Consider the following 26466-nt stretch of genomic DNA (forward strand, 5'->3'; position numbering starts at 1 on the left):
TGCGCCTATACGTGGCTCGCTCGATAGGACCGCCAGCATCACCACCGTTGAAGACCTTGGCATCTTGGCAGCCGGTATGCGTACCTCTTTCGGGCTTGCCTTCACTTCGGGAGCTGCCATGAGCTGGCCCTCAACGTTGCACCTCGCCTGGGTGGCGCCTCCGTGCTAGGTTGCGTGGTGACAAGGTAGTCAGTCGAATACGCACCGGAGATTCGAACAGTGTTGTCAGCCCTTTTTGAAGTGACTTACCGACGTGACCTGTGCCTTCAATCGGGCCCTGCAACCATCGTTCCGGCAGCCAAGATCAGGCTTTTGAAATCCGCGCCAAGGACAAGCGAAGGGCTAAGCGTTGTCAAGGTTACTGAGGACGAAAGGGTTCTCCTGTTCGGTGACTTTTCCGGATTCCACCTCTACGTAATCGTCACCCACACCAAGTTTCGAGTCGACCCGTCAAGTGTTCGCGCCATGAAGGGGGACAGGTTCTCGGCGACTGTCTACTGTGAGCCCATGAACCATGGGCGGGAGGCCGCTCGCCATTCGCGCGTGCTGCAGCTTTGGTTCAAAAGCCCTGTGCTCCACGCTGAACACGTCGAAGCCTGCGCGTATGGCAACGAGCCGAATGGCTTTGCCTTCCATGTTCCTGGTTGTGGCGTCCAGAAATACTTTTGCGACATGGCCTTCGTAACCGGCTATAGCACCAGGCCTGTCACCATTCCTGCGAACATCGAATACATCGGTATGTCCGCAAGGGGTGGAAGTGAAGTACATAGCCGCTTCCAAGGAGGGCATGACAAGCTTGAATCTGTCCTTTCAGAGCTGGTGCAGCGCCAGTCGTTTTGCGACGTGTCGATTTTGGTGTACAAGCCCGGTGAGCTCGAGGCGAACTTGGCATTCCACACCGTCGTAGAAATCCTTGAGGCGGGGCTCATTGGCCACTTTAAGCCAAAGCACAATACAGAGCATCGAAACTTTCCCTCTTCCGCGCACAAGCTGACGGGCGCAGCGCGGTCCCTCGGAGCCAACGGCTTGAAGCTCCAGTTGGAAGCGCCAAAGAACGTCGTCCTGTATTCAGACGGCCAGCCCCTTCCGCGAAACATTCACGATGCGGACTACGACCTATAACTGAGGCTTGCTGGCGCTGGGTGTTGTCTAAGCCTGTGCCAGGCGCTGTTTGAAGAACTCAATGAAGCGGCTATACCAGAATGGACGCAGCCCATCGGGTGTGCGCGGGGCCCTGGCGAACGCCGCGAACGCTGCACTGGCCCGCGCAAGGGCCAACTCGCTGGCCTACCGGTGTGCTCGGCCCCAAAGCTAGAGGCGCAGACCTAGTTCGCCCCAGTTTTTGCGAGTTTTGCTTGAAAGTGCGCGAGGCGCCCGTCGACGCAACTCGGGTGCAAAATCGCACTGCGCGTGAGATTGTCGCAACACCCAGCCATGCAACGTATTAGTGGTGCTGACTACCAACAACTGACACGTACTAAGCGGCTCCGCGCCGCGCAACATCAGTCTCATGGGACATAACCCGCCAAAATGACCGTTGCCGCGTTGTGCCTCAGGCAGGCACGCACGACCTGGCGCGGGTGCACACTGGCGCCGTCTACCGTGCCCGCGTACAGGCTAGTTCGTATTCCATTGAGGTGCCAAAACCTTTGAAAATATTAAGATATGATGGGTTCGTGGCGTCCATTGCTCGGTGTGGTCAGGGCTGGGATTCCTTGTCGAGTACCGGATGAATTCGGTGTGGGATGGCCACTTTTGTGACTGACTTCCGTGCCCGCCAAACCCGTGCTGGCGGAATTCTGGCCAAAGCCCAGTGCCAGAACCCGTTGCAGGTCGTGTCTGTTGGACTGGCGCGATTGGCCAGCGCACCGGATTTGCGGTCCACAGCTTCGTTGAGTCGGTTCACATTTTCTTAGGAGGCTACGCGGCAAATTGACTCCGCGGAGTCGTCCGGGTAGACGAATGGTTGAAAATCGCAGTCGCAGCGAGCAGTTATCGACGGGCATCGCGTATTGGTGGCATTATTTTTGCTTTGCTTGCCTGGTGTGCGACGCAATCTGGTCCCAACGACTGATTTGGACGGCCAGGGGGGATACTCATGAATCAACAGCAACTGTTATTGGCTGCATTGGCGTCGGGGAGTCATGATGACTTTTCGCCCGTACAGCTGCAAAAGCTCATGTTCTTGATAGATCGCAACATCGGGCCGGCGATCGGTGGACCCTTTTTCAAGTTTGCGCCCTACGACTACGGCCCGTTCGATGTAGGCGTGTACCACGCATTCGGCGCCTTGGAGATGATGGGGCTGGCCGAATCATTCGGGTCAGGGAAGGAACGTCGGTACCGAGTAAATGAGTCTGGTCGAGCAATGGCAGTCGATGTGCTCAACAGAATCCATCCTGAGTACAGTAAGTACATTGCCGAAGTTGCCCATTTTGTGCAGAGACTTTCCTTCACAGCGCTGGTGTCGTCGATTTATAAGAGCTATCCGGAGATGAAGGTCAACAGCGTATTCAGGGGATGATGGGTGACTGCTCTTGTAGGGATTTATTGCAGGGACGGTGTTGTCATTGGGGCTGACAGCGCAGCCACATCGTCAGCGGCAGGCGGGATGCGGACCATAGAGCAGCCCGTCATGAAGATTGAGATTGTGGACGAGCGGCTGATCATTGCAGGCACTGGACAGATTGGTCTCGGGCAGCGCTTTTCAGCCAGAACCAAGGATCTTTGGCAAGCAAAAAAGTTCTCTGGCCTGGACCCAATCCCCTCCGCGAACATGATGGCCGCGAACGCGATTCAAGACTTCACCTCGACGAACGCCCCGAGGGGACAATACGGCGCGCTGGTAGCTTTTCCATCCAAGGGTGACCGCCATCTTGTGGAGTTTGCAATCGACGACTTCCAACCGGAGTTTAAGAACGCAAACCTTTGGTATGTGTCCATGGGGAGCGGTCAAACCATCATCGACCCGCTCCTGGGTCTGATGCGAGAGGTGTTCTGGAGCGATGGGCCGCCTAGCATTCAAGACGCTATTTTTGCGACGACCTGGATGCTCGACCATGCTGTGGCGGTCAATCCCGGAGGGGTAAATGCGCCCGTCCGCCTGGCCATCCTGGAGAAGTCTCGAGACGAGTGGAAAGCCAGGCTGTTGACCGAAGATGAGTTACTTGAACATCGAGACAATGTCGGCGCTGCCAAGGGGGCGCTCCGGAACTACAAGAGCCATATGGCCCACAGCGAGGGTGCGGTGGAGTTGCCGCCGGTCCCCGCGACGGCTGGTTGAAGCGGTCCTTCTTGCTCTAGCTGTCGCCAGATAACGCCCTGATCCTAGCCTGGCCCAGGGGCAGGCATGCCGGACCCGACTGAAGTATATTTCTACGGATTGGAAGCTCGAATCGCCCCCAAGACTGTCTCGAGCGCTCTCTGGCAATTGCTCGTCGGAAACTAGCGTAGCGAGACTCAGGGAATGAAGTTGGGCCTCTACCTGCCACGGAATGTATGAGAATTCAAAAAGCAGACCCTCGCGTCTCTTATCGCAACAATCCGTTGGTCGAAGTGATATGCCAGGCTCGCTTCAGGCGGTCGGAAATCCTTGAGCGACCACCCGGTTTATTGGAGGACCTCGCGTCAGAAGGTTATACAAACGTCGCTGAAGTCAGTCCGGTGAATATCCACATCAATGTGGTCGGCCAGCAGGTTGGTGGAACGGAAGTTCGCGAGTCAGTTTCTCCGGCCATGGCAGGAGGATTGCAGTCTTACAACTGTGTAACCCCAGACGACAATTGGACAGTGTCGTTCAATGCTGAGTCTGTTTCGCTCTCGTGCAAGAAGTATTCGAGCTGGTCGGAATTTCAGCCGAGGCTTGTCAAAGCGATCGAACTATACGGAAAGTGGTATCCAGGTACTAAGGCGGTTCGACTTGGCCTGCGATACAAGGACGTGATTGACAGAAACAAGCTTGGATTGGCTCATCGAGAGTGGCACGCGCTCATTGAACCGTTCCTCCTGGGGGCTCTATCGCTCAATGTTTTCGTCGATGATGGCGCGATTCCCGACTCCGAAGTAGCCGGATGCCTGACGCAGGCGCTTGTTAGGTTAGAAGGCTGCTCGCTCACGCTACAGAGCGCGCTGCTGCGGTCTGTGGCTGACGACAAGAAAACCGTTTTTCTGATTGACTCCGATTTTTCCAAGGACTCGGAAGAAATTTCGGAATTGGCGAATTCGGCAGAGGTACTAAGAACCAATTTGAAAGTGTTGCACGAACATGCCGGAACACTGTTTCGGCGCGTGATCAAGGAGGAATTGCATGGCGCTCTCGAACCTATTAGCTGACCAGAATTACGCAGAAGTCGAGGCTGTTTACGGCGGCGAACGGATGTTTGCGGCTGCAGGCTTGCGTCACATGGCGACGTTGGCAGTCCCCGGCTACGGGAGCCCCATCCACACCGGTGGAACGGAAACGTGGACTTGGGACTACTTGTTTCGACAAACGCAGCACGCCCTGCTTACTGAAGCCTGGCGCAAGTTTCTGATTGACGTCGATGCGGCAACTGATTCGGCCACGTTGCAGGTCACGGCGGACGTGGCGTTCAAGACTATTCGAGAGAAGGGACCAGCCGGTTTCGATCTGTCGACACTAGAACCTGGTCAAGTCAACGGCGAGCACCTGGTCATGTTGCTGCGTTGCATTTCGTCTTGGAGAACGCTTTTGCCTGGCTGGGATCGAGCAATCGGGATTGCCAAGCTAGCGCTGGAATCTGAAGGCAAAGATCCTGAGGACGTCCTCTTCGGAATGCTTTGAGATTATGGTATTGGCACCGCTTAACCCAATTACATTTGGGCATGATGAAGTGGTCGTCACCCTGTCGCAGGGGCGTACGGATCACGGCCACACCGGTCTTGGCTTTTGGGACGAGCAGGGTGTTCCGAACGTCTATCATTTGGATGGACATCATCGAGTCCTCCTAGAGCCCGCGGCGGCGAAGCAGGGTGCTTGGCTGACCGAACCAGTTCCAATTCCGCCCACTGCCCTCAAGCAATTGGCCGTATATGTCCGGGGCGTCGTCAAATCGCTCTGCCAGCAGGGCGGAACCGTCGACTATGGGATCGACTTCATTGCGGCCAAGGGGAGCTTCGCCGAGAACGGCGACTACACCCCGCCGGTCGGCTCTACCGGGCTCACGTGCTCTTCATTTGTTGTCGAATTGCTGAGGGGTTTCCACCTCAATTTGATTGATGAGACAACGTGGCAGTCGTCCGAGGACAACGTGAAGTGGGCGACTGGCCTTGCCGAGATCTTCGACAACGTAGCAAAGCAAGTACGTGCTGCGAATCAAGGCGACGCGCTGGCGCAAATGTTTGAAGAACGCGCACGAGTCATTACCGCTGCTGCGCCTCAAGGTCTACGGCTGTTGCCTACCGAAGTTGCCGGCGCCGTATCTATGCCGCCGGATCGATGGCCGGTGGCCTACAACGATGCTCAAGGGCCGGCGCACCAGGCGCGAGCGGTACTCAGCGAAGCGGTAGCCGCCGCCACTACAGGTTGATCACAGACAACATTTGGCAATTGTTTGCGGATTCCAGTCGCGTTGAACATCGATTCCGGCAAGCGCTGTGCACCCCGCTGTGCTGGGCTGCGCGAGAACGAGTACTACGGCAACTACTTTGAGGGGTCTCAGCTAGTGCGATATGAGCCCACCGAGGTCGGGGTGCCGTGACGTCCGCTTCCGACGCGGAGCCGGCGATCTTGGTGTAGCGGCCCGGGTGGCGACGCATGGCTACCAGCACAAGTCTGGCCATGCCTTCTGAACCACGCGCGTAGGCATCCTAGTGCAGGTATTCGTGCCCTAGGCCGGGCAAATTCGCAGAAAAAAACCGCAGAGTGGATCGAAACCAAGGCGGATCGCCCTCTGAAACTACGGATCTCGTGGCCTCTCCTAAGGCCTTGAGGCTCGTTTTGGACTCAATGCCTACACGAGCATGGAGGGGCAACTCACTGATTTGCAGTTCCTTCCGGCAAGAATCCGAAAGGCATAGTTTGTTCCAGGGCCAAAAGCCATAGTTTGTAAAACCCGCACAAACCATGGGCCTAAGAACATCCCTGAACTCCGGCCCGGGGCCGAAACTCGTTGCACCAAGCCAGCGCATTGTCCATGATGGTGCAATGAACGATACGGCAGCTCGGACATGGGCGGAGCCGTTGGCGACCGGGGTGGCGCTGGCGGACACGCGGCTGCGCCTGAAGTGGGTGAACCCCGCGCTGGCGGAGCTGCTGGATATCGGGCCACGAAGTGCCGTGGGGCAGTCGCTGGCGGTGCTGCTGCATCGGCCCGAATGGATGGCGCAGGCGGAGCGCGCCCTGCAGGAACCATCACCCCATCAGCTGCGTGGCATCGATGTGCCGTCCTCGCGCGGGTCGATGGCGCGGGTCGATGTGGCCATGCAACGACTGGCCAGTGGTGAACTGCTGCTGGAAGTGCACGCGCTGGCACCGCCGTCCGCGTCGGATGCACCGCTTTCGGCCACGCTCCGTGGCTTTGCACATGAAGTGAAAAACCCGCTGGCCGGGCTGCGCGGCGCCGCGCAGCTGTTGCAGCGGCGCGTGGAAGACGAACAGCTGCGCAGCCTTGCCGGGCTGGTGATCGCCGAGGCCGACCGCCTGGCCGCGCTCGCCAACCGCCTTCTGCACCACGGTGCGGCCGCGCAACTGGGCGAGGTGAACATCCATGAGCAGCTCGAGCGCCTGGTCGAGTTGCTGCAGGCCGAACCGACGCCGCTGACGCTGCGCCACGACTACGACCCCAGCCTGCCCGATGTCTATGGCGACGCGGACCGGCTGCTGCAGCTATTGCTCAACCTGGCGCGCAATGCCATCGAAGCCGGGGCCAGGACGCTGACCTTCCGCACGCGCGCCGAAGTGGGCGTGCGGCTGGGCGAGCGCATGACCCGCATGGCGCTGCGCGTGGACGTGATCGACGACGGTCCGGGCGTGCCCGAGCACCTGCGCACCACCTTGTTCGAACCGCTGGTATCGGGCCGCGCCGACGGCACCGGACTGGGCCTGGCGCTGGCGCGCGAGATTGCCCGCGAACACGGTGGCGAACTGCGCCACCTCGGTCGCCCCGGCGAAACCACGTTCTCCCTTTACCTGCCGATGGGGCACGCGCATGACTGAGCAGCGATCCGACATCTGGATTGCCGACGACGATCGCGGCGTCCGCTTCGTGCTGGCCGAAGCGCTGCGCGATGCCGGCCTGGACGTGCGTGAATTCGGCGATGCCGCGGAAGTACGCACGGCCCTGCGCAAGGCCTCGCCCGCCCTGCTGCTGACCGACGTACGCATGCCGGGCGAAGACGGCCTGGCCCTGGTCACCGAATTCAAGACACAGGGGCTGGGTCCGGTCATCGTGATGAGCGCCTTTACGGATGTGGCCACCACGGCCGCGGCGTATCGCGCCGGCGCGGTGGATTATCTGGCCAAGCCGTTCGACCTGGACCAGGCCGTCGCCGCCGTGCAGCGCGCATTGAACGATGCGCCGGCTGCCAGCGCCGCACCCGTGGCGCCGCCTGCGCCCACGCATGCCCTGTTGGGCGAAAGCCCGGCGATGCGTGAAGTGTTCCGCCTGATCGGCCGCGTGGCCGCGAGCGACCTCAACGTGCTGATTACCGGCGAAACCGGCACCGGCAAGGAGCTGGTGGCGCGCGCGCTGCACGAGGAAAGCGCGCGTCGCGACAAACCCTTCGTGGCGCTCAATACCGCCGCCATCCCCAGCGAACTGCTGGAAAGCGAGCTGTTCGGACACGAGGCAGGTGCGTTCACCGGCGCCACGCGCCGCCATGCCGGCCGCTTCGAGCAGGCCGAGGGCGGCACGTTGTTCCTGGACGAGATCGGCGACATGCCGCTCGCCCTGCAGACGCGCCTGCTGCGCGTGCTCGCGGGTGGCGAGTTCTACCGCGTGGGCGGCCGCGAGCTGATCCGCGGCAACGTGCGCATCATTGCCGCCACGCATCAGGATCTGGATGCACGCGTGGCGGCGGGGCAGTTCCGTGCCGACCTCAAGCATCGCCTGGACGTGGTGCGCATCGAGCTGCCAGCGCTGCGCCAGCGCCGCACAGATATCGCGTTGCTGGCCCAGCACTTCCTGGCCAGCGCCGCGCAGGAACTGCGCCTGCCGCCGAAGCGCTTCTCAAAGGCCGCACTGAAAGCCATCGCGCAGCGCGACTTCCCCGGCAATGTGCGTGAGCTGGAAAACCTGTGCCGCCGCCTTGCGGTGATCGCCCCGGGCAACGAGATCCTTCCTTCCGATCTGGGCACGCCCGGTGCCGCAAGCACCGGCGGTGGCTGGACCGAAGCGCTGCGCGAATGGGCTTCGCAGGCGCTGGCCGATGGCGAGGTGGATATCCACACGCGTGCCCGCGAGGCGATGGACCAGACCCTGCTGCAGGTGGCGCTGGAAGCCCACGAAGGCCACCGCCAGCATGCCGCCGCCGCACTGGGCCTCGGCCGCAACACCCTTACCCGCAAGCTCGGCTCGTCGCGCGCGCGCCGGCCGTCCAAGTCATGAGAGATCACGCATGAGCATCACGATCCGTGCCGCCGGGCGCGCCGATATCACCCACATCGCGCAATGGAACGTGGCGATGGCCTGGGAAACCGAACACAAGGCGCTGGATCCGGCCGTGCTTGAGCGCGGCGTCACCGCTGTGTTCGACGAGCCTCGCCGCGGGTTCTACCTGGTGGCCGATCGCGCCGGCGAAGCCGTCGGCTGCCTGCTGGTGACCTACGAGTGGAGCGACTGGCGTGCCGGTGATTTCTGGTGGATCCAGAGCGTGTACGTGGTGGAATCCGCCCGTCGCGAAGGCGTCTTCCGTCGGTTGTACGACGATGCACAGCAGCGCGCGAAGCAGGCCGGCGCGGTGGGGATGCGCCTGTATGTGGAGACGGAGAACGAGCGTGCACAGCGCACCTATGCCGGGCTGGGCATGGAGCGCTGTCATTACTTCATGTACGAAGCGGAGTTCTGAGGGGCAGGTCGCGCACAGGGTGCGCGCCTGCATGGCCACGGTTTTCTTGTAGGGGCGCACCCTGTGCGCGACGCGGCTCGCCTCAGGCCACCAGCAACTGCTGGCTGAACTCTTCCGGCGGAATCGCCGTACCGAACAGGAAACCCTGCAGCAGCGAACACCCCGCGCGGCGCAGGTGTTCCGCTTGGGCCGCCGTTTCCACGCCCTCGGCCACCACGTTCATTTCCAGCCCGCGGGCCATGGTGATGATGGCGTCGGTAATGGCTGCGTTGTCGGCGTCGCTGGCGATGTCGCGCACGAAGGTGCGGTCGATCTTCAGCGCGTCGATGGGGAAATACTTGAGGTAGGACAGGCTGCAATAGCCGGTGCCGAAGTCATCCAGCGCCAGGCTGACGCCCAGGTCCTTGATGCCCTGCATCAGGGCGCGACTCTGGTCACCGGCCGACATCACCATGCGTTCGGTGAGCTCCAGTTCGATCAGCGAGGGCGGCAGCTGGGCCTCTTCCAGCGCATTCTTCAGGGTGGCGTGGAAGCCGGGGTGCTGGAACTGCGGCGCAGCCACGTTCACCGCCACCACGATGGGCTTGCCCGCGCGATACCACTGCCCGGCCTGCCGGCAAGCCTCGCGGATCACCCATTCGCCGATGGGCACGATCAGGCCGCATTCTTCCGCCACGGGAATGAACTGGTCGGGCATGTACACGTCGTGGCCGTCCACCTGCCAGCGCAACAGCGCTTCGGCGCCCACGATGACGCCGGTGCGCGCATCGACCTTGGGCTGGTAGTGCAGCTGCAGGTGGCCAAGCTTGAGGGCGCGACGCAGGTCCTGCTCGATACGCAGCCGCGCGGCCGGCAGTTCGCTCATCTGCGAGGTGAAGAAGCGGTAGTCGTTGCGCCCCTTCATCTTCACTTCGTACATGGCGATGTCGGCGTTGCGCAGCATGGCTTCCGCGTCGCGGGCATCGTCGGGATAGACACTGATGCCCACGCTGAAGGTGATGTTGAACTCGCCCATCTTGCTGGCGGGCGAGGCCTGCCACAGGCGCATCAGCTTTTCGCACAGCTGGCTCGCGCCCGAACGGCCGTCCACGTGCGACAGCAGCACCACGAATTCGTCGCCGCCAATGCGGCTGACGGTGTCCTCGTTGCGCAGGTGATGGCGAAGATGCGCGGAGAATGCGCGCAGCAGTTCGTCGCCGGCCGAGTGGCCCAGCGCGTCGTTGATCTGCTTGAAGTGGTCGATATCGATGTGCAGCAGCGCGGCTTCGTCGTGGCGTCGCACGGCCGCTGCCAGCACCTGCTCCAGGCGCGACTGCAGCAGGCTGCGGTTGGGCAGGCCGGTAAGCGTGTCGTGCTGCGCCAGGTGCGCCATCTTCAGCGCCAGCGCGCGCGTCTCGCTCACGTCGTGGAAGACCAGCACGCCGCCGATGACGCTGCCGGCGTGATCGTGGATGGACGCCGCGGAATCCTCGATGGGTGTCTCGAAACCGTTACGGTGCAGCAACACCGCATTGCCCTTTAGTTCGACGATGGCGTCGCGGGCTATCGCGTCCATCAGCGGGTTGTGCAGCGGTTCGCGGGTGCGGCTGTCGATCAGGCGGAATACCTCGCTCATCGGCCTGCCGACCGCTTCGGTCTGGCTCCAGCCGGTCATCGCCTCGGCGATGGGGTTGAGCGAGGTCACCCGGTGCTCCAGGTCGGTGGTGATGACGGCGTCGCCGATGGAGCGCAGGGTCACCTCGGCCAGTTCGCGCTCGCGGAACAGCGCCTCCTCATAGGCCTTGCGCTGGCTGATGTCCAGGATCTGCGCCACCGCGTGGTAAGGCTCGCCATGGATCGCACGCACCAGTGACACGCTCAGCAGCACGTACACCACGTGGCCATCGCGATGGATATAGCGTTTCTCAAGCTGGTAGGTTTCGCGGCGCCCTTCACGCAGCGCCCGGGTCAGTTCGCGCGATGCCGGCAGGTCGTCGACATGGGTCAGGTCGGGCAGGGCGCGGACCAGCAGTTCCTGCTCGCTGTAGCCGAGCATTTCGCATAGCGCCGCGTTGACCCGCAGCATGTAGCCTTCGATGGTGACCAGGGCCATGCCGATGGGTGCGTGCTGGAACGCGCCAAAGAAACGCTGTTCGCTTTCGCGCAGCTGCTGTTCCAGCGCATGGCGCGCGGTGATGTCGATGAACACGGTGAAGATGCCGCGCACGTGGCCGTCTTCATCCAGGTCGGGCTGGAAATTGCCGTGCACGTAGCAACGGGCCGAGCCGGCAAACAGCTCGCCTTCGTAGACCGATGCTTCACCCTCGAAAGCCTGCTCGAGGTAGCTGCCGGCGCGTTGCAGGTTCCAGTCGCCCAGCACTTCGTCGACGGTGCGGCCGATCATCCGTTGGGGATCGATATCGAGCCAGTGGCGATGGGTGGCGTTGACGAAACGGAAGCGCCGCTGGCGGTCGATGTAGGTGATCAGCGCGGGCGCGCCTTGCAGCACGTGAGCAGGCCACTGGGCCTCGCCTCCTGCAGGCACAAACTCGTGATCCGTCTGGCGCATCTGGGTTTCGGCCCGGTGGCGCACCCGCCGCGCCTTATCGACGCATCATGCGCCAACCAGGGGCGGCTGTGCAGTAGTCCCGACGCGCGAGTTTTTGGTGGTCGGGCAACGTTCAGTGCAGTGCTTCGGCGGGCGCGCCCAGCCGGCCGTCCGCGTCGAGCAGGATGCAGCCCAGCGCATGCAGATCCGATGAAACCTGATGCTGGTCGGCCAGGGCTGCAACCAGCGGCCCCAGCGCCTTCGGATGCAGCGGATAACCGTGGGCAAGCACGCGTGCGCGACCACCGTTTCCGCGCTGTGCCAGCGTCACCGCCACCACGCCCAGGCCCGGAGCTTCGTGCGCGTAGAGCGCCGGGGCGTCATAGCCGGCGTCGGGTTCACCGAAAGTCTCAAGCAAGTAACCGCTGGCCGGTTCGCCGCCGATCAAGGTCAGCGGCACGTGGTGCGCATCGAGCAGTGCCGCGTACTGGCGCAGCTCGAACACCGCACCGGCGACATCATGGGCGCGCTGGCTGTGGTCGCCGGGCTGGTGCTGCAGCCAGTCGGCGGGTGACTGGGTTTCGACCTTGCCGTCGTGGTAACGCAGCGCCAGGCCGCGCGCGCTCATGGTGTTCTCGTCGCGATAAGGCGTGAGCAGTGCCGTTTCCAGCAGCGTCCACAGCGGCGCGAGGTTCACGTGTTCGTACTGCACGCAGGTCAGCGCGAGCAGGTCATTGCGGCTGAGGTAGCGCGCGTGTTCCAGGCGGATCCCCAGCGTGCGCATCAGCCAATCGGCGGTGCGTTCGCCGGCTTCGCCGCGACCCACCAGTTCCACCTCCAGCTTGTCCGACAGGCTCTCGGCCACACCCTCGGGTGCGAGCAGCGAGATCGGCAGCAGGCGCATCGGGCCGTCGGCGAACGCGGCTTCCGGCTCCAGCGGCTGGGCGGGCATGTGGCCCTCGTGGGTGCCGAAGGCCACCACGTTCTCCAGGTGACCGCGCGGCACGCGGCGGGCCAGTTCGTCCAGCGTGGCCCAGACCGGGAAACCGGGGCGCAGCAGCTCCACCGTGTCGAACAGGGCACCGGCCACCGCAAGGCAGGCTTCGTCCACCTGGGGCACCAGCGTATGGAGGTCGGCGGCGATCAGTGCGGCCAGCTCGGCGGCCTCGTCACGGGTCAGCGTACGGCGGCCAGGCGGATCACCTGCCGAGAGTTCCAGCGCAAGGACCACCGGCAGGGCGACGAGTGTTTGTGCTTCCACGGATCACGAACCCGAACAGTAAGAAACCAGATTCTAGCATTTGGGGGATTTTGGGCTTTCGCGGGGTGGCAGGCCGCGTTAGCCTTGACGACTCGGCTTTTTCGAACCTTGGATTGCTCCAGCCATGGAAAACACGCTCAAGCGCGTCGGTGTGATCGGCGGCGTACGTATCCCGTTCTGCCGCAACAACACCGCTTACGCCGATGTCGGCAACTTCGGCATGTCGGTGAAGGTGCTTGGGTCGCTGGTGGAGCGGTACGGCCTGCACGGGCAGGAGCTGGGCGAAGTGGCCATGGGTGCGGTGATCAAGCACTCGTCGGAGTGGAACCTGGCCCGCGAGGCCGTGCTGTCCTCGGGCCTGAAGGCCACCACGCCGGCCATCACCACGGCCCGCGCCTGCGGCACCTCGCTGGACAACGCGATCATCATCGCCAACAAGATCGCCACCGGGCAGATCGAGGCGGGCATCGCGGGCGGTTCGGACACCACCAGCGACGTGCCCATCGTGCTCAGCGAGCGCATGCGCAAGCGCCTGCTCGCCATCAATCGTGCAAAAGGCTGGCAGGACAAGCTGCGTGCCGCCAGCCAGGGCTTCTCGCTGAAGGAGCTCAAGCCGGCGTTCCCGGGCGTGGCCGAGCCGCGCACCGGCATGTCGATGGGCGACCACTGCGAGAAGATGGCCAAGGAGTGGCATATCGCCCGCCAGGCCCAGGACCAGCTGGCGCTGGACAGCCACCACAAGCTGGCCGCCGCGTATGAAACGGGCTTCTTCGACGACCTGGTGGTGCCGTTCCGCGGTTTGAAACGCGACGGTTTCCTGCGTCCGGACAGCACCATGGAGAAGCTCGCATCGCTGAAGCCGGCGTTTGACCGCAGCTCTGGCCACGGCACGCTCACGGCAGGCAATTCCACGGGTCTTTCCGACGGTGCCGCGGCCGTGCTGCTGGGCACCGAGGAATGGGCGGCGGCGCGCGGCCTGACGGTGCAGGCGTGGTTCCGCGATGCGGAAGTCGCCGCCGTCGATTTCGTCCACGGCGAAGGCCTGCTGATGGCGCCGACCGTGGCCGTGCCGCGCATGCTGGCGCGCCATGGGCTCAGCCTGCAGGACTTCGATTTCTACGAGATCCACGAAGCCTTCGCTGCGCAGGTACTGTGCACGTTGCGCGCGTGGGAAAGCGCCGATTACTGCAAGAACCGCCTGGGCCTGGCCCAGCCGCTGGGTTCCATCGATCCGGCGAAGCTCAATGTCCATGGCTCCAGCCTGGCGGTGGGCCACCCGTTCGCCGCCACCGGTGCGCGCATCGTCGCCACGCTGGCCAAGATGCTCGAACAGAAGGGCTCGGGCCGCGGCCTGATATCCATCTGCACGGCCGGCGGCATGGGTGTCACCGCCATTCTCGAGCGCTGAGCGGCGTCCCGCACCGCCGTCGTTTCCGATGTTTCGTCTTCGTACCACCGCCAGCCTGAGCCTGCTCGCGCTGGCCATCGGTGTGGCCGGCACGGCCTGGCTGAGCACGCTCACCGACCAGTGGAAGGGGCCTGCCGGGTCGTCATCACCGCGAACGGACAAGGTGCGCATGGTGCTGCGTCGCCATGCGCGCGCGCCGGCCGCCAGCGAGCGCGCCGTCGCTGCGGTGGCGGCGCGATCGGTCGCTGAACCCACGAAACCCGCCGTGGAAGCGCTCCCCATGCTCACTCCGGTCGATATGCCGGCCCTGCCGGCGTCATGGCTGCAGCGCACGGCCTTTGCCAGCGGGCGGGTAGTGCTGCGCCTGGGCATCGACGCCGAAGGCCGCGTGGGGCAGGCCCGCGTGGCCGAATCCAGCGGCAACCCGGGCCTGGATGAGCGTGCCTTGCGTACCGTCGAACACTGGCGCTTTGCCGTGCCGGCTGATCACCCGGAGGGCTTGAGCGGCCAGCTCGTCATGCGATTCGACGACACGAAGAGCCAGGAGTGAGTGAAGAGAAGTGAGGAGTGAGAGAAGAGCGCGGGCCCTCTCTGTTTTCTCACTTCTCTTCACTCACTCCTGGCTCTTACAGCCCTGGCTCTTACAGCACACCCTGTGCGCCTGAGCCAAACGCCGTGATCAGCCGCGTGTAGATCAGCTTGGGCGACACGTCGACATCGGGGAAGTCGCCCACCGGCGTGTAGCAGCTGAAGAAGCCCGGGTCGCTGGGTCGCATGGGTGTGCAACCGGCCTTCAGGTCGTAGCTGGTGGCATAGCGATACGGCCACAGGTCGAACACGGGCAGGCTGGCGGACACGTCGCCGATCGCCGTGCTCAGGCTGCTCTGCTGGCGGGGCGCGATCACCCACGCGTTCTCCGGCTGCGTGTCACGCAGGATGCTGTCGCGCAGCGCGGTGGCGAAACGCGGGTCGTACACGATCACACCGGCTTCGGTGTTGTAGTGATCCGAGCGCGGGTCGAAATTGTGCGAGCCGACCATGGCGAAATCGTCGTCCACCACGATGGACTTGGCGTGAAGGGCGAAGCGGCGGCCGGACGTGGTCAGCGGTGCGGGACGGTTGCGGCGCGCGCTGCCATGGCTGCCGAGCAGGCCGCGTTCCGTGCCCACGCGCTGGTGTTTGGCGCTGGTGCCCGTGGTCGGGGCCGACGGACTTTCGTCATCGGCCGCATCGGCATTGTCCTGGGCTGGCCCCATGGCATGCGGCTTCATCTCGTAGATCTCGAAACCGTAATCCTCGAGATAGCGCCTGCGGTGCTTGTACGACAGCGCATACACCGCAAACGCATCGGTGGACGCCAGCGAGTTGGTGGACACCACGATGCGTGGCGGTGAGGCGCTCTGGTGCAAGCGCTCGAAGATGGCCTTGGCGCGATCGCTCATCACCAGATACGGCGTCTGCAGCACCACCTCGTGCTGCGCGGCACCGACCATGCGCATCAGGTGTGCGGTGAATTCACGCGTGCTGCGCTTGTCGGGCTGGTCGGTCTTGGCGGGCAAGTCGCTGTAGAAATCCACGCGGCCGGTGCGCAAGGTGTCCGACACCAGCACGTCGTTGATCCAGTCGTCATCCAGGGCCTCTTCCAGCACGCGTTGTACTCGCAGCGGGTGCGCATAGCGCGGCTCGGGCAAGGGCGTGGGATGGTCATCGTGAAGCAGCTGCCGATTGACGTCGCGCAGGTGGGTAAGGGGCGTGGAGCGCTTGTGGTGCCAGAACATCTCGAAACTCGCGGCCATCTTGAGCGCCGCGGGGCCGCCCACCATCACGTCGCGATCCACGTAGTCGAAGTCGTTGTCCCAGTCGAAGTAACGATCCTGGTAATTGCGGCCGCCGGTGATGCCGACCAGGTGATCCACCAGCAGCAACTTGTTGTGCATGCGCTGGTTGAAGGTCATGAAGCAGCACACGATGCTCGCGCTGAAGTCCATCACCGAGGTGCGTGCCTCGTGGAATGTCGGGTTGTACAGGCGAATCTCGAGGTTCGGATCCACCATGGCCAGTCGATCCAGCAACACGGGGTCGCCGAAGGAAAACAGCTGGTCGGCCAGGATGCGCACTTTCACGCCACGTCGCGCGGCCTTGATCAGTTCGTTGAGCACCAGCTGGCCGGCGTCGTCCTGATCCCAGATGTAGGTCTGCACGTCGATGCTGTGCTGCGCGGCGCGGATCAGGTTGAGGCGGGCCACCATGGCCGCTTCGCTGTCGTTGAGCAGCGTGACCACGTGCACTGGCTGGTCGGTCGTGGAGTCGGCCATGGCCTGTTGCGCCGCGTTGATCAGCGGCGACGCGATGGCGCAGTGGTCTTCGCGCTCGCAGCTGCCCTGGTGTTGCATGCCGGCGGCCACCACGGCATCGGCGCGGCGGACGCGCGACGGCGACACGCTGCATCCCGACAGGATCAGGATCGCTACAAGCAGGGTGGAAACGGCGATCCAGCGTTGGCGCATGCCGCGATGATACGGGAGAACGTTTCCATGACCGCTTAACGCTGGGCGTAATCCAGGCTGATCATCAAGCCCAGCTGTACCTGGTCAGAGATGGCGGTGCGGTGGCCGCTCATGCCGAAATCACTGCGCTGGATGGTGCCGCGCACGGAGATCACGCACTGCTGGGGCGATTCGAGCGGACACGGCGAGGGAAGCAGCTCGAAGTGTGCCGGCCTGGTCACGCCGCGCAGGGTCAGCGTGCCGCCGAGGTCGCCGCCTTTCTCCAGCATGCCCAGCGAGATGGGATCGGAAACAAAGTGGATCGAAGGAAAACGCGATGCGTCGAAGAATTCCGGCGCAAGCACCCAGCGGCGGATACGGTCCGAACCCATCTGGATGCTGTCGACGGTGATGTGGGCATCGACCACGGCGGTGTCATGCAGCGAACTCAGCGTGACATCGCCGTCGATTTCCTCAAAGCGGCCGTTGATCTGGCTGAGCCAGAACAGCTTCACGCCGAAATCGGCGTGGGATCGCGCGGGATCTATGCGGTAATCCGCCGCCTGCGCCGGCTGGATGAAGAGCAGCATCAGCAGCAGGCAACAACTGGCGAGCGGTATCGTCATGGAGATCAGGGCGTCATGGCGACCAGAAGGCATCCAGGCGGGCATTGCCCGGTTCAAGCGAGCCGTTGAGATGGAGCACCGCGAGGCCAGCCGGGGGCATGCCGCGGAACTCGTCGGAGCGTCCTTCGACCAGCAGGGCCACCAGGCGCTCGATACCGGGGTTGTGGCCCACCAGGACCACGGTACCGGCATCACCATGCTGGTCCAGCAGGGCCAGCAGTTCGCCGGGCGTGGCTTCGTAGATGTCGTCGGCAAACTGGGTGACGGGTACATCGCCATAGGCGGCCAGCGCGAGTTCGGCGGTGGCGCGGGTGCGCTCGGACGGCGAGCAGAGCACGCGGTCGGGTTTCACGCCGTGCGAAACCAGCCATTTGCCGGCGGCCTTCGCCTCCTGCTCGCCGCGTCCGCTCAGGCGCCGCCCCTGGTCGCTTGCACCCCCCGCAGCAGGCTGGGCTTCGGCGTGTCGCAACAGGATAAGTTCGTGCATGTCTGGCTCCCCGGGTCGGGCTGACGGCGTGGCGTGAAATCAGTGCTGTCGTTTGATCCAGCGCAGGAGGTGTTTCCAGTCCTCCTGGTGGCTGCGGACGTTTTCCGAAGCGTAATCAAAGATGCCCTTGCCCAGTGCGGTCAGCAACACATAGGCCTGGCTGTCGCGCAATTGCGCCACCACCGGAAACGGCGACCGTTCCGACAGTTGCGTCATGGCGTCCTGGCTGGCGTTGGTCCAAGGCTTGAGGCGATTGCCGACCAACCCCACGGGCAGCTTTCCCCGTTTGATGCGATTGACCCGCTGGAGTTCCTCCAGGAAGCCGAAGGTGGCATCGAGATCGAAGGTGGACGGCAGCACCGGCACCAGCACCACGTCGGCCTTCTCCAGGTAAGGCTCAAGGTCACGTTCCTGCGAGCCGGCAGGGGTGTCGATCAGGACGCGTTGCGTATCGGGGGGAAGTTTTTCCAGCGCCCGGCGGCTGCCTTCAAGGGCGAGCACGCCCGGGACGTTGTCCGGCCGGCTGGCGGCCCAGCGGAAACCCGATTGCTGCCGGTCGGCATCGACGATGGCCGTGTGCTTGCCATCCTGCGCCCAGTGCGAGGCCAGCTGCGTGACCAGTGTGCTCTTGCCACAACCGCCTTTGCTGCTTGCTACCAGTACCGTCAGCATGTTGCCGCCCCAGTGTCCAAGCTGGTCCCAAGCCTACACGATGGCCGGGGACCCGACGCAAGCACGGGCGTGTGACAAAGCGCCCGTGTCTGCGTGACATCCGCTGATCAGCCGGGCTTGCCGGGATCCCAGTCGGCCGGTGCATCCACCGGCATGTTGAAATCGTGCAGGGCGGTCAGCACCAGGCTCATCTGGTTGCCGCCGGAGCGGGCCAGTTTCAGCAGGTGCTGGGCAATGGCGGTATCGCTCTTGGCGCGCAGCGAGAGCTGGGAGAAGCCCTGTACCTGCCACACCAGGTTGCGGCGCAGGCGCTTGGCGTCTTCCTGCTGGGAGGTGTCGTCATTGAGCACCTCGCGCAGGTGCAGGCCCAGCGAGCGCGACAGCGGGCTGGAGCCCCACTCGAGCAGCTTGCCCAGCTTCAGGCAGTCGTCCTTCACGGTGGGCTTGTCGGCGTTGTCCTCGCACAGGCGCGAGGTGGCCTGCAGCGCGGGCTGCGGTTGGCCTTCGGCAAGACCAAACACCAGGGTCAGCTGCACGTCCGCGCCGTTCATCGCCGAGAGCGGGCCCACCACATTGGTCGGCGGCGGCAGCAGGGTCACCGCGCCGGACAACGCCTTGAGGGTCGCGCCGGTGTAGTCGTCGTAGATCTTGGCCGAGGCCGCCTTGGCCAGGTCCTGCCGGGCGTCGTCGTTTTTGCCGTCACGCAGGTCGGTGCCCAGCTTGAGCATCCACACGGCGGCGTTGTCGGGGGCCTGTTCCAGCAGCTTGGCGAGTGCGTCGGCATTGGGGCAATCGGACCCCTTGCTGTCGCAATCGCTCAGGCGTGCCCAGCTGATCTCCGGCCCGGCGCCCGGTGCGGCGGCAGCCCGGTCGATCAGGCTGTGGTAGCTGTTGAAGTCTGGCTGGTCCTGCAGCGGCCGGGCCAGCAGGGCGGCGCCCATCAGCGGGATCGGATCGGCCTGCGGAGCGGACACACTGATGAGGTCCTTCTGGTATTGCAGCAGCGCCTGATGGTAGGCGGCCTGCTGCGCATCCGGGGCTTTGGCGGGTGCCTTGGCGGGCGTTTTTGCCGCCAGTGCGGAACCCGACGCTGCGGCCAGCAGCAGGGCAAGAGGGAGGAGGCGCCGTCCGAGCATCAATGAGTCCTTACACAAAGCCAACAATCAGGATAGCGCCCAAGGATTAAGCTCGCCTGATCCGCTGGACGCCAGGGACGTGAGAACGCGTCCTGCCTTGCTAGCATGGCCGCTTCGCGACGCCCCGGGGTGACAGGTCATCCTGCGCAACACAGGAGAAGAACACGTGAATGATATTTCCCAACTGGCCGATGGCCGCGCCGCGCCTTGGTTCGTGGGCTGGGGCACGCTGGCGCTGATCAATGCCGGCCTGGCCCAGGGCAAGAATCGCAGCGGCCTGCTGTGGTTCCTGCTCTCGCTGGTGCTGGGCCCCATCGCCACCCTGATTCTGGTGTTCCTGCCCAAGGCGCGTCAGACCTTGTTCTGAGGGCGTGGCGGCCTTTATGCAGGAGCGCACGTGTGCGCGACCGCTGCCCGAGGGCTTTTGCCGCCGTGGATAGCTGGAAATCGGCCGTTCGCCGGGTTTCGTTCCATCGGCCTGTCGCGCACAAGTGCGCTCTTTCAGGCCAGGCAGGTGCGGGGCCAGACACAAAAAAGCCCGGCGTGTTCCCACGCCGGGCTTTTTGCTGAAACTGGGGGGCTTACTCGCCCAGCGCTTCGCGCATGAATTCCGGCTGGGCCAGCGCCGCCTTGTGGATATCGGCGTTGTAGTAGCGGGTCGGGAAGTTCTTGCTCAGCGCGCCGCGCTCGCGGAAGCCGGCCAGGTCGCCGCCCTTGCGGACCATGGTGCAGCTCCACCAGCCGGTGGGGTAGCACGGCTGCGGGAACGGCAGGGTCTTCACCGCGCTGAAGCCGGCGGTGCGCATGGCCGAACGCATGGACTTGATCAGCTCAATGTGGGCAATCGGCGATTCCGACTGCTGCACCAGGATGCCGCCGTGGCGCAGGGCCTTGTAGCAGCTGGCGTAGAAGGCGGCGTTGAACAGGCCTTCGGCCGGGCCGACCGGGTCGGTCGAGTCCACGATGATCAGGTCCAGCGATTCCGGCTCGGCCTCGGCCATGTACTTGATGCCGTCGATGAACAGCAGCTCGGCGCGCGGATCGTTGTTGGAATCGCACAATTCCGGGAAGTACTGCTCGGCCAGGCGGGTGACGCGCTCGTCGATCTCCACCTGCACCGCGTGCTCCACTTCCTCGTGCTTGAGCACTTCACGCAGGGTGCCGCAGTCGCCGCCGCCGATGATCACCACGCGCTTGGCGCGCGCATGGGTGAACAGGGCCGGGTGGGTCATCATTTCGTGGTAGAGGAAGTTATCGCGGCTGGTCAGCATCACGCAGCCGTCGATCACCATCAGGTTGCCCCAGTCGGTGGTCTGGTAGATCTCGATGGTCTGGAACGGGGTTTTCTCGGCGTGCAGCAGCTTCTCCACGCGGTAACCAATGGAGGAGCCGGAGGCCTGGTGGGCTTCGGTGAACCAGCTGGGATGCTGCGACATGGGGATGTTCCTGACGATCGATGGGTTCAAAGAACGGGAATTGTAGCCGAACGGGGTCCCCGGGGCGGCCCCGCGGATCGGCACATTGTCACAAGAGGCCGTTACAATAGCCGTCCGAACCGCCGCCTCTGGCCCATCCGCGGTTCCCAGGTCAGTCCGGCCCCGCGGCGTGCAAGGCTTCCGGCCGGCTGACTTTGCCTCGTCAAGGCTCCGCCGCTGCGACGACATGTTCAGGGTGTAACACGCCCGCAGTACCCAAGGAGCCCTCCATGTCGAAGCACTGGAACGTCGACGCTGCCCGTCATACCTACGCCGTCCCGCACTGGGGCGACGGCTACGTCGATGTGAACGACGCCGGCCATATCGTGATGCGCCCCCACGGCGCCAAAGGCCCGGCCCTGTCGCTGCCGGCCATCGTGGACCGCGCCCGCGCCGACGGCCTGCGTCTGCCGCTGCTGGTCCGTTTCCCGGACATCCTGGCCGACCGCCTCAAGCGCCTGCAGGACGCCTTTGCCAAGGCCATCGGCGAATGGAGCTACGAAGGCGGCTATACGGCGGTCTACCCGATCAAGGTGAACCAGCAACGCGGCGTGGCCGGCGAGCTGGTGGCCGCCGGCGAGCACGGCTTCGGCCTGGAAGCCGGCTCCAAGCCCGAACTGATGGCCGTGCTGGCCATGGCCCGCCCCGGCAGCATCGTGATCTGCAACGGCTACAAGGATCGCGAGTACATCCGCCTCGCGCTGATCGGCCTCAAGCTGGGCCTGCGCGTGCACATCGTGATCGAGAAGCTCTCCGAGCTTGACCACGTCTTCACCGAAGCCAAGGCGCTCAACGTCGAGCCGCTGCTTGGCGTGCGCGTGCGCCTGGCATCCATCGGCGCGGGCAAGTGGCAGAACACCGGCGGCGACAAGGGCAAGTTCGGCCTCTCGCCCAGCCAGGTGCTTACCCTGGTGGAACGCCTGGAAAAGGCTGGCCTCAAGCACACGCTCAAGCTGCAGCACTTCCACATGGGCTCGCAGATTTCCAACGTGCGCGACATCGCCAACGGCATGCGCGAAGCCACGCGCTACTTCGTGGAACTCAAGCGCATGGGTGTGCCGCTGGACATCGTCGACGTCGGCGGTGGCCTGGGCGTGGACTACGAAGGCTCGCGTTCGCGCAGCCATAACTCGATCAACTACTCCATCGAGCAGTACGCCGCCACCATCGTGCAGTCGCTGGCCGAAGCCGTGGCCGAGGCGAACCTGCCCGCGCCGCACATCATCACCGAAGCCGGCCGCGCCATGACCGCCCACCACGCCGTGATGGTGGTGAACGTGACGGAAGTGGAAGAAGTGCCCGAGGGCAATATCCCGTCCGCGCACGAGCACGAGCCCGCCGTGCTGCGCCGCCTGCGCGAGACGTGGGCAGAGCTCGACGCGCGCCCGGCGCTGGAGCTGTTCCACGAAGCGCAGCATCACCTTGCCGAAGGCCAGGCGCTGTACGCATTGGGCCAGCTGAGCCTGGAAGACCGCGCGCGGCTGGACGACATGTACTACGCCATCGCCAACGCGGTGCGCATGCGCCTGCTGCCGGCCGAGCGCTCGCATCGCCAGGCCATGGACGAGCTGGACGAGAAGCTGGTCGACAAGTACTTCGTCAACTTCTCCGTGTTTGAATCCGTGCCGGATATCTGGGCTATCGACCAGATCTTCCCGATTGCGCCGATTGCACGCCTCAACGAGGAGCCGACGCGCCGCGGCGTTATCGTGGACCTCACCTGCGATTCCGACGGCCGCATCGACGACTACGTGGATGCTGAAGGCGTGGACGTGAGCCTGCCGCTGCATGCCCTGAAAGAAGACGAGAGCTACCGCCTCGGCATCTTCATGGTGGGCGCATACCAGGAGACGTTGGGCGACATCCACAACCTGTTCGGCGACACCGACGCGGTGAATGTGCGTGTGCAGGGCGATTCGTATGTTTTCGCGCACAAGCGCCGCGGCGACACCACCGACCTGATGCTCGACTATGTGGGCTACGACCTCGACGCCCTGCGCCGCAGCTACCGCGAGCGCATCGCGGCGGCCGGCGTGGAAGGCGAAGCGGCGGAGCAGCTGTTCGTCACGTTGAATGATGGGTTGACGGGCTATACCTATCTTTCGGAAGGCGCGCACTGAGCCACACGCCAACGGTGCCTTTCCTACCGTCATCCCTGCGAAAGCAGGAATGACGATGTAGGAGAGGCCGTGCTCGAGTTGTCCATTCGTCGCATGGATGCGCGCCCACGAGCTGTGCCAGCCTGTGCCTTCCCCAGCGGGCAGGTGGTGCAGCCCACAACCTGATTCCGTTTCTGCTTTCCCCGTTCCCCATCGACAGGAGTGGTTATGGCAAGTCTCGACGGCAAGGTGGCACTCATCACTGGCGCAGCCAGCGGCCTGGGCAAGGCAATCGCCGAGCTTTATGCGAAGAACGGCGCGGCAGTCGCCATCGCCGACATCAACCAGCAGGCCGCCGACGCGGCCGCGGCCGAGATCAATGCGGCAGGCGGCAAGGCCATCGGCATCGCCATGGACGTGACGGATGAAAACGCCGTCAACGCGGGCACTGACAAGGTGGTCGCCCAGTTTGGCCACCTGGACATCCTGATCTCCAACGCCGGCATCCAGATCATTAACCCGATCGACCAGTTCTCGTATGCGGACTGGAAGAAGATGCTGGCCATCCATCTCGACGGTGGCTTCCTCACCACCCGCGCCGCGCTCAAGCACATGTACAAGGATGATCGCGGCGGCATCGTCATCTACATGGGTTCGGTGCATTCGCACGAGGCGTCCAAACTCAAGTCGGCTTATGTCGCCGCCAAGCACGGCCTGCTGGGCCTGGCGCGCACGCTGGCGAAGGAAGGTGCGGCCCACAACGTGCGCTCGCACGTGATCTGCCCGGGCTTCGTGCGCACGCCGCTGGTGGAAAAGCAGATTCCCGAGCAGGCCAAGGAGCTGGGCATCAGCGAGGCCGAGGTGATCAAGAACGTGATGCTGAAGGACACGGTGGATGGTGTATTCACCACGGTCGACGACATCGCGCAGACCGCGCTGTATCTCGCCGGCTTCCCGTCGGCGGCGCTTACCGGCCAGTCGATCGTGGTCAGCCACGGCTGGTACATGCAGTAAGGGCGGCCTGTGATGGATGCTGCCAAACAGATGCCGTCCGCCGAGGAACTGGCCAGGGCGGTAAAGCGTGACTACAAAACCGTCGCCCTGGTCCTCCAGGGCGGTGGTGCGCTGGGTGCGTACCAGGCCGGCGTGTTCGAGGCGCTGAACAACGCCGGTATCCACCCGCACTGGATCGCCGGCATTTCCATCGGTGCGCTCAACGCCGCCGTCATCGCCGGCAACCCGCCCAAACACCGCGTGGAACGCCTGCGCGAATTCTGGCAGACCATCACGCGGGAACCGCTGTTTCCCGTGTGGCCCACCCCGCCGCTCGATCCGGGGGCGTGGGAGCTGCCGTGGCAGAACGGCCTCAGCGGGTGGGCCGCGTGGCGTGCTCTGGTCGAAGGCCAGCCCGGCTTCTTCACGCCGCGGCCGTTTCCGCTGTGGCCATGGCGTGCATCGCCGACATCCGCCAGCTGGTACGACACCTCGCCGCTGAAGACCACGCTGGAACGCCTGGTCGATTTTGACCGCATCAACCACAAGACCGCGATGCGCGTGTCCGTGGGTGCGGTGAACATCCGCACCGGCAATTTCGCCTACTTCGACAACACCGAGGGCGAGCTGCGGGTGGAGCACTTCATGGCATCGGGTGCGTTGCCGCCGGGATTCCCGGCGGTCGAGATCGACGGCGAGTTCTACTGGGATGGCGGCATGGTTTCCAACACGCCGCTGTACCAGGTGCTCACCGATGCGTCATGCCGCGATTCGCTGATCTTCCAGGTGGACCTGTGGAGCGCCCGTGGCGAGGTGCCGCGCGACCTGGCGGAGGTGACGTCGCGCGCCAAGGACATCCAGTACTCCAGCCGCACGCGCCTGATTACCGAATACATGGCGCAACGCCAGCGCCGGCAGCGCATACTCCACGACCTGATGGCGCTGGTGCCGGAAGACCAGCGCAAGCAGCGCGCGTATCGGCAGGCCGAAGTGTTTGCCAACAGCGCACTGGTGAACCTCTTCCACCTGATTTACCGCAACAAGCCGTACGAAGGGCACTACAAGGACTACGAGTTCAGCGTCGACAGCATGCGCCAGCACTGGAGCAGCGGCATGGAGGACATGCTGTGCACGCTTCGGGAACCGCAGTGGTTTGCCAAGCCGACGCCGGAACACCCCTTCGTGACGCACGACGTCCATTGTGAAGATTGACCCTCCAGGAAACTCCATGACCATCAAGGCAGCATTTATCGGACTCGGCGCCATGGGCACGCCCATGGCCGGCCACCTCAAGACCCATGGCCTTCTCCACGCCGTTGCCAGCCGCACGCAGTCCAATGCGGATGCCGTGGCGAAGGAACTCGGCGTCGCTGCACCGTCGCTGGCGGACATCGCATCGCAGTGCGACGTGATCGCGCTATGCGTCACCGCCGATGCCGACGTGCTCAGCACGGTCGATGCGCTGGCACCGCACCTGAAGAAGGGTGCCATCGTGGTCGATCACTCCACCGTTGCGCCCGATACCGCCAAGCAGGCGGCAGCGAAGCTGGCGACGGTCGGCGCGCAGTTCCTCGACGCGCCGGTGTCCGGCGGCGTGGAAGGTGCGAAGAACGGCAAGTTGTCGGTGATGGTCGGTGGTGACGCCGAGGTACTCGAACGCGCGCGCCCGCTGCTCGAAGCCTATGCGCTGCGCGTCACCCACCTGGGCGGCGTGGGCTCCGGCCAGGCCACCAAGGCGGTGAACCAGGTGCTGGTGGCCGGCATTGCGCAGGGCGTGTGCGAAGGCCTGGCTCTCGCCGAAGCACTGGGCCTGGACCCGGAACGCCTGCTGCCCACGCTGGGCGCGGGTGCGGCCGGCAACTGGTTCCTCGAAAAGCGCGGCGCCACCATGCTGCGCAACGAGTTCAGCGTCGGCTTCAAACTCGGCCTGCTGCACAAGGACCTAGGCATCGTGCGCCGCATCGCCGAAAGCGCCGGCACCAACCGCAGCGTGATCGAGCGTTCGCTCGCCGACTATGCAGAGCTGATGAGCCAGGGCTACGGCGACGACGATATCTCGGGCCTGATCCGGCTGAAGCGGAAGGGCTGACCGGAGCGTTGCGATGCATGCATGGCAACGCGTGTTGCGCCATGCATGTGGGTAAAGGATGCGGCAAACGAAGGATAGGAGGCCAATGAAGGGAAAGTCGATCTGCGACCCATTGAACCAGTCCGCCGAATGTAACGCTGGCCTTCAGTCACCGCCGGGGCTAGATGCAGACCAGGCGGCGAT

At 64.0% G+C, this 26466-nt stretch carries 24 protein-coding genes and 1 pseudogene; 16 read left to right on the forward strand and 9 right to left on the reverse strand.

The features are described 5' to 3' along the window. Positions 1 to 219: 219 nt before the first annotated feature. Positions 220 to 1122 carry a hypothetical protein gene (locus H8F01_RS10415; RefSeq protein WP_187058951.1) on the forward strand — a complete coding sequence of 301 codons (903 nt, stop codon included), beginning with the start codon at positions 220 to 222 and terminating at the stop codon, positions 1120 to 1122. 401 nt (positions 1123 to 1523) lie between these two features. Here the strand turns inward: H8F01_RS10415 and H8F01_RS10420 are convergent. Next, positions 1524 to 1616 (reverse strand): annotated as a pseudogene (locus tag H8F01_RS10420) (JAB domain-containing protein); the annotation flags it as partial. A 482-nt stretch (positions 1617 to 2098) separates the two neighbouring features. Here H8F01_RS10420 and H8F01_RS10425 point away from each other — a divergent pair. From H8F01_RS10425 to H8F01_RS10460, 8 genes are all read left to right on the forward strand, one after another. After that, positions 2099 to 2524, forward strand: a complete 426-nt coding sequence (locus H8F01_RS10425; protein ID WP_187058952.1) for a hypothetical protein — start codon at positions 2099 to 2101, stop codon at positions 2522 to 2524. A 3-nt stretch (positions 2525 to 2527) separates the two neighbouring features. Continuing rightward, a complete protein-coding gene (locus H8F01_RS10430) occupies positions 2528 to 3283 on the forward strand; it encodes a hypothetical protein (protein ID WP_187058953.1) in 756 nt (251 codons plus the stop codon). Positions 3284 to 3498: 215 nt separating this feature from the next. Then, positions 3499 to 4332 (forward strand): TIGR04255 family protein, encoded by an 834-nt coding sequence (locus H8F01_RS10435; protein ID WP_187058954.1) that lies wholly within the window; start codon positions 3499 to 3501, stop codon positions 4330 to 4332. Next, positions 4307 to 4801 carry a hypothetical protein gene (locus H8F01_RS10440; protein WP_187058955.1) on the forward strand — a complete coding sequence of 165 codons (495 nt, stop codon included), beginning with the start codon at positions 4307 to 4309 and terminating at the stop codon, positions 4799 to 4801. Before H8F01_RS10435 ends, H8F01_RS10440 begins: the two co-directional genes overlap by 26 nt. A gap of 4 nt (positions 4802 to 4805) precedes the next feature. Further along, the gene (locus H8F01_RS10445; protein WP_187058956.1) at positions 4806 to 5546 is read left to right on the forward strand and encodes a hypothetical protein; all 741 of its coding nucleotides are present in this window, start codon (positions 4806 to 4808) and stop codon (positions 5544 to 5546) included. A gap of 617 nt (positions 5547 to 6163) precedes the next feature. Next, entirely contained in the window at positions 6164 to 7174 is a 1011-nt protein-coding gene (locus tag H8F01_RS10450; RefSeq protein ID WP_187058957.1) for a two-component system sensor histidine kinase NtrB, read from the forward strand. Beyond that, positions 7167 to 8564, forward strand: a complete 1398-nt coding sequence (gene ntrC / locus H8F01_RS10455; protein WP_187058958.1) for a nitrogen regulation protein NR(I) — start codon at positions 7167 to 7169, stop codon at positions 8562 to 8564. The genes H8F01_RS10450 and ntrC overlap by 8 nt, the downstream gene beginning before the upstream one ends. A gap of 10 nt (positions 8565 to 8574) precedes the next feature. Next, the gene (locus H8F01_RS10460; RefSeq protein ID WP_187058959.1) at positions 8575 to 9024 is read left to right on the forward strand and encodes a GNAT family N-acetyltransferase; all 450 of its coding nucleotides are present in this window, start codon (positions 8575 to 8577) and stop codon (positions 9022 to 9024) included. Positions 9025 to 9106: 82 nt separating this feature from the next. Here the strand turns inward: H8F01_RS10460 and H8F01_RS10465 are convergent, their stop codons facing one another. Both H8F01_RS10465 and H8F01_RS10470 read right to left on the reverse strand, forming a co-directional pair. Beyond that, positions 9107 to 11572, reverse strand: a complete 2466-nt coding sequence (locus tag H8F01_RS10465) for a sensor domain-containing protein (protein ID WP_187058960.1) — start codon at positions 11570 to 11572, stop codon at positions 9107 to 9109. Between the two features lie 112 nt (positions 11573 to 11684). Beyond that, positions 11685 to 12812, reverse strand: a complete 1128-nt coding sequence (locus H8F01_RS10470) for a hypothetical protein (protein WP_187058961.1) — start codon at positions 12810 to 12812, stop codon at positions 11685 to 11687. 124 nt (positions 12813 to 12936) lie between these two features. Between H8F01_RS10470 and H8F01_RS10475 the strand changes: the two genes are divergently transcribed. Together H8F01_RS10475 and H8F01_RS10480 are read left to right on the forward strand one after the other, a co-directional pair. Then, positions 12937 to 14220 carry an acetyl-CoA C-acetyltransferase gene (locus H8F01_RS10475; RefSeq protein WP_187058962.1) on the forward strand — a complete coding sequence of 428 codons (1284 nt, stop codon included), beginning with the start codon at positions 12937 to 12939 and terminating at the stop codon, positions 14218 to 14220. Between the two features lie 28 nt (positions 14221 to 14248). Then, positions 14249 to 14770 carry an energy transducer TonB gene (locus tag H8F01_RS10480; RefSeq protein ID WP_187058963.1) on the forward strand — a complete coding sequence of 174 codons (522 nt, stop codon included), beginning with the start codon at positions 14249 to 14251 and terminating at the stop codon, positions 14768 to 14770. Between the two features lie 91 nt (positions 14771 to 14861). On the opposite strand, the gene H8F01_RS10485 is transcribed toward H8F01_RS10480, so the two are convergent. The 5 genes from H8F01_RS10485 to H8F01_RS10505 all read right to left on the reverse strand — a co-directional run bounded on the left by H8F01_RS10485 (position 14862) and on the right by H8F01_RS10505 (position 19627). After that, positions 14862 to 16727 carry a phospholipase D-like domain-containing protein gene (locus H8F01_RS10485; protein WP_187058964.1) on the reverse strand — a complete coding sequence of 622 codons (1866 nt, stop codon included), beginning with the start codon at positions 16725 to 16727 and terminating at the stop codon, positions 14862 to 14864. A 35-nt stretch (positions 16728 to 16762) separates the two neighbouring features. After that, positions 16763 to 17332 (reverse strand): YceI family protein, encoded by a 570-nt coding sequence (locus H8F01_RS10490; protein ID WP_187058965.1) that lies wholly within the window; start codon positions 17330 to 17332, stop codon positions 16763 to 16765. A gap of 13 nt (positions 17333 to 17345) precedes the next feature. Then, the gene (locus H8F01_RS10495; protein WP_187058966.1) at positions 17346 to 17819 is read right to left on the reverse strand and encodes a SixA phosphatase family protein; all 474 of its coding nucleotides are present in this window, start codon (positions 17817 to 17819) and stop codon (positions 17346 to 17348) included. A 39-nt stretch (positions 17820 to 17858) separates the two neighbouring features. Further along, positions 17859 to 18491, reverse strand: coding sequence for a ParA family protein (locus H8F01_RS10500; RefSeq protein ID WP_187058967.1), 633 nt, complete (start codon positions 18489 to 18491; stop codon positions 17859 to 17861). A gap of 107 nt (positions 18492 to 18598) precedes the next feature. After that, complete coding sequence (locus H8F01_RS10505) at positions 18599 to 19627, reverse strand: hypothetical protein (RefSeq protein ID WP_187058968.1); 1029 nt, start codon at positions 19625 to 19627, stop codon at positions 18599 to 18601. 166 nt (positions 19628 to 19793) lie between these two features. On the opposite strand from H8F01_RS10505, the gene H8F01_RS10510 reads away from it, so the two are divergent. Continuing rightward, positions 19794 to 19994 (forward strand): antitermination protein NusB, encoded by a 201-nt coding sequence (locus H8F01_RS10510; RefSeq protein ID WP_187058969.1) that lies wholly within the window; start codon positions 19794 to 19796, stop codon positions 19992 to 19994. A 214-nt stretch (positions 19995 to 20208) separates the two neighbouring features. On the opposite strand, the gene speE is transcribed toward H8F01_RS10510, so the two are convergent. Further along, positions 20209 to 21063 (reverse strand): polyamine aminopropyltransferase, encoded by an 855-nt coding sequence (speE, locus tag H8F01_RS10515; protein ID WP_187058970.1) that lies wholly within the window; start codon positions 21061 to 21063, stop codon positions 20209 to 20211. A gap of 269 nt (positions 21064 to 21332) precedes the next feature. Here speE and speA point away from each other — a divergent pair, with 269 nt between their 5' ends. The 4 genes from speA (at position 21333) to H8F01_RS10535 (ending at position 26283) form a co-directional block, all read left to right on the forward strand. Then, positions 21333 to 23222 (forward strand): biosynthetic arginine decarboxylase, encoded by a 1890-nt coding sequence (gene speA, locus H8F01_RS10520; protein WP_187058971.1) that lies wholly within the window; start codon positions 21333 to 21335, stop codon positions 23220 to 23222. A gap of 207 nt (positions 23223 to 23429) precedes the next feature. Next, positions 23430 to 24215 carry a 3-hydroxybutyrate dehydrogenase gene (locus tag H8F01_RS10525; RefSeq protein ID WP_187058972.1) on the forward strand — a complete coding sequence of 262 codons (786 nt, stop codon included), beginning with the start codon at positions 23430 to 23432 and terminating at the stop codon, positions 24213 to 24215. Positions 24216 to 24227: 12 nt separating this feature from the next. Then, positions 24228 to 25406, forward strand: coding sequence for a patatin-like phospholipase family protein (locus tag H8F01_RS10530; RefSeq protein WP_238481215.1), 1179 nt, complete (start codon positions 24228 to 24230; stop codon positions 25404 to 25406). A gap of 16 nt (positions 25407 to 25422) precedes the next feature. Then, positions 25423 to 26283, forward strand: a complete 861-nt coding sequence (locus H8F01_RS10535) for an NAD(P)-dependent oxidoreductase (protein WP_187058973.1) — start codon at positions 25423 to 25425, stop codon at positions 26281 to 26283. Positions 26284 to 26466 lie beyond the last annotated feature (183 nt).

Source organism: Dyella telluris (assembly GCF_014297575.1).
GTDB lineage: Bacteria > Pseudomonadota > Gammaproteobacteria > Xanthomonadales > Rhodanobacteraceae > Dyella > Dyella telluris.

Bases quoted from the DNA above. Each gene is read 5' to 3' on its own strand.
- H8F01_RS10425 (WP_187058952.1), top strand. From the start codon at position 2,099: ATGAATCAACAGCAACTGTTATTGGCTGCATTGGCGTCGGGGAGTCAT.
- H8F01_RS10435 (WP_187058954.1), top strand. From the start codon at position 3,499: ATGAGAATTCAAAAAGCAGACCCTCGCGTCTCTTATCGCAACAATCCG.
- H8F01_RS10440 (WP_187058955.1), top strand. From the start codon at position 4,307: ATGGCGCTCTCGAACCTATTAGCTGACCAGAATTACGCAGAAGTCGAG.
- H8F01_RS10445 (WP_187058956.1), top strand. From the start codon at position 4,806: ATGGTATTGGCACCGCTTAACCCAATTACATTTGGGCATGATGAAGTG.
- H8F01_RS10450 (WP_187058957.1), top strand. From the start codon at position 6,164: ATGAACGATACGGCAGCTCGGACATGGGCGGAGCCGTTGGCGACCGGG.
- ntrC (WP_187058958.1), top strand. From the start codon at position 7,167: ATGACTGAGCAGCGATCCGACATCTGGATTGCCGACGACGATCGCGGC.
- H8F01_RS10460 (WP_187058959.1), top strand. From the start codon at position 8,575: ATGAGCATCACGATCCGTGCCGCCGGGCGCGCCGATATCACCCACATC.
- H8F01_RS10465 (WP_187058960.1), bottom strand. From the start codon at position 11,572: ATGCGCCAGACGGATCACGAGTTTGTGCCTGCAGGAGGCGAGGCCCAG.
- H8F01_RS10475 (WP_187058962.1), top strand. From the start codon at position 12,937: ATGGAAAACACGCTCAAGCGCGTCGGTGTGATCGGCGGCGTACGTATC.
- H8F01_RS10480 (WP_187058963.1), top strand. From the start codon at position 14,249: ATGTTTCGTCTTCGTACCACCGCCAGCCTGAGCCTGCTCGCGCTGGCC.
- H8F01_RS10485 (WP_187058964.1), bottom strand. From the start codon at position 16,727: ATGCGCCAACGCTGGATCGCCGTTTCCACCCTGCTTGTAGCGATCCTG.
- H8F01_RS10490 (WP_187058965.1), bottom strand. From the start codon at position 17,332: ATGACGATACCGCTCGCCAGTTGTTGCCTGCTGCTGATGCTGCTCTTC.
- H8F01_RS10495 (WP_187058966.1), bottom strand. From the start codon at position 17,819: ATGCACGAACTTATCCTGTTGCGACACGCCGAAGCCCAGCCTGCTGCG.
- H8F01_RS10500 (WP_187058967.1), bottom strand. From the start codon at position 18,491: ATGCTGACGGTACTGGTAGCAAGCAGCAAAGGCGGTTGTGGCAAGAGC.
- H8F01_RS10505 (WP_187058968.1), bottom strand. From the start codon at position 19,627: ATGCTCGGACGGCGCCTCCTCCCTCTTGCCCTGCTGCTGGCCGCAGCG.
- speE (WP_187058970.1), bottom strand. From the start codon at position 21,063: ATGTCGCAGCATCCCAGCTGGTTCACCGAAGCCCACCAGGCCTCCGGC.
- speA (WP_187058971.1), top strand. From the start codon at position 21,333: ATGTCGAAGCACTGGAACGTCGACGCTGCCCGTCATACCTACGCCGTC.
- H8F01_RS10525 (WP_187058972.1), top strand. From the start codon at position 23,430: ATGGCAAGTCTCGACGGCAAGGTGGCACTCATCACTGGCGCAGCCAGC.
- H8F01_RS10530 (WP_238481215.1), top strand. From the start codon at position 24,228: ATGGATGCTGCCAAACAGATGCCGTCCGCCGAGGAACTGGCCAGGGCG.
- H8F01_RS10535 (WP_187058973.1), top strand. From the start codon at position 25,423: ATGACCATCAAGGCAGCATTTATCGGACTCGGCGCCATGGGCACGCCC.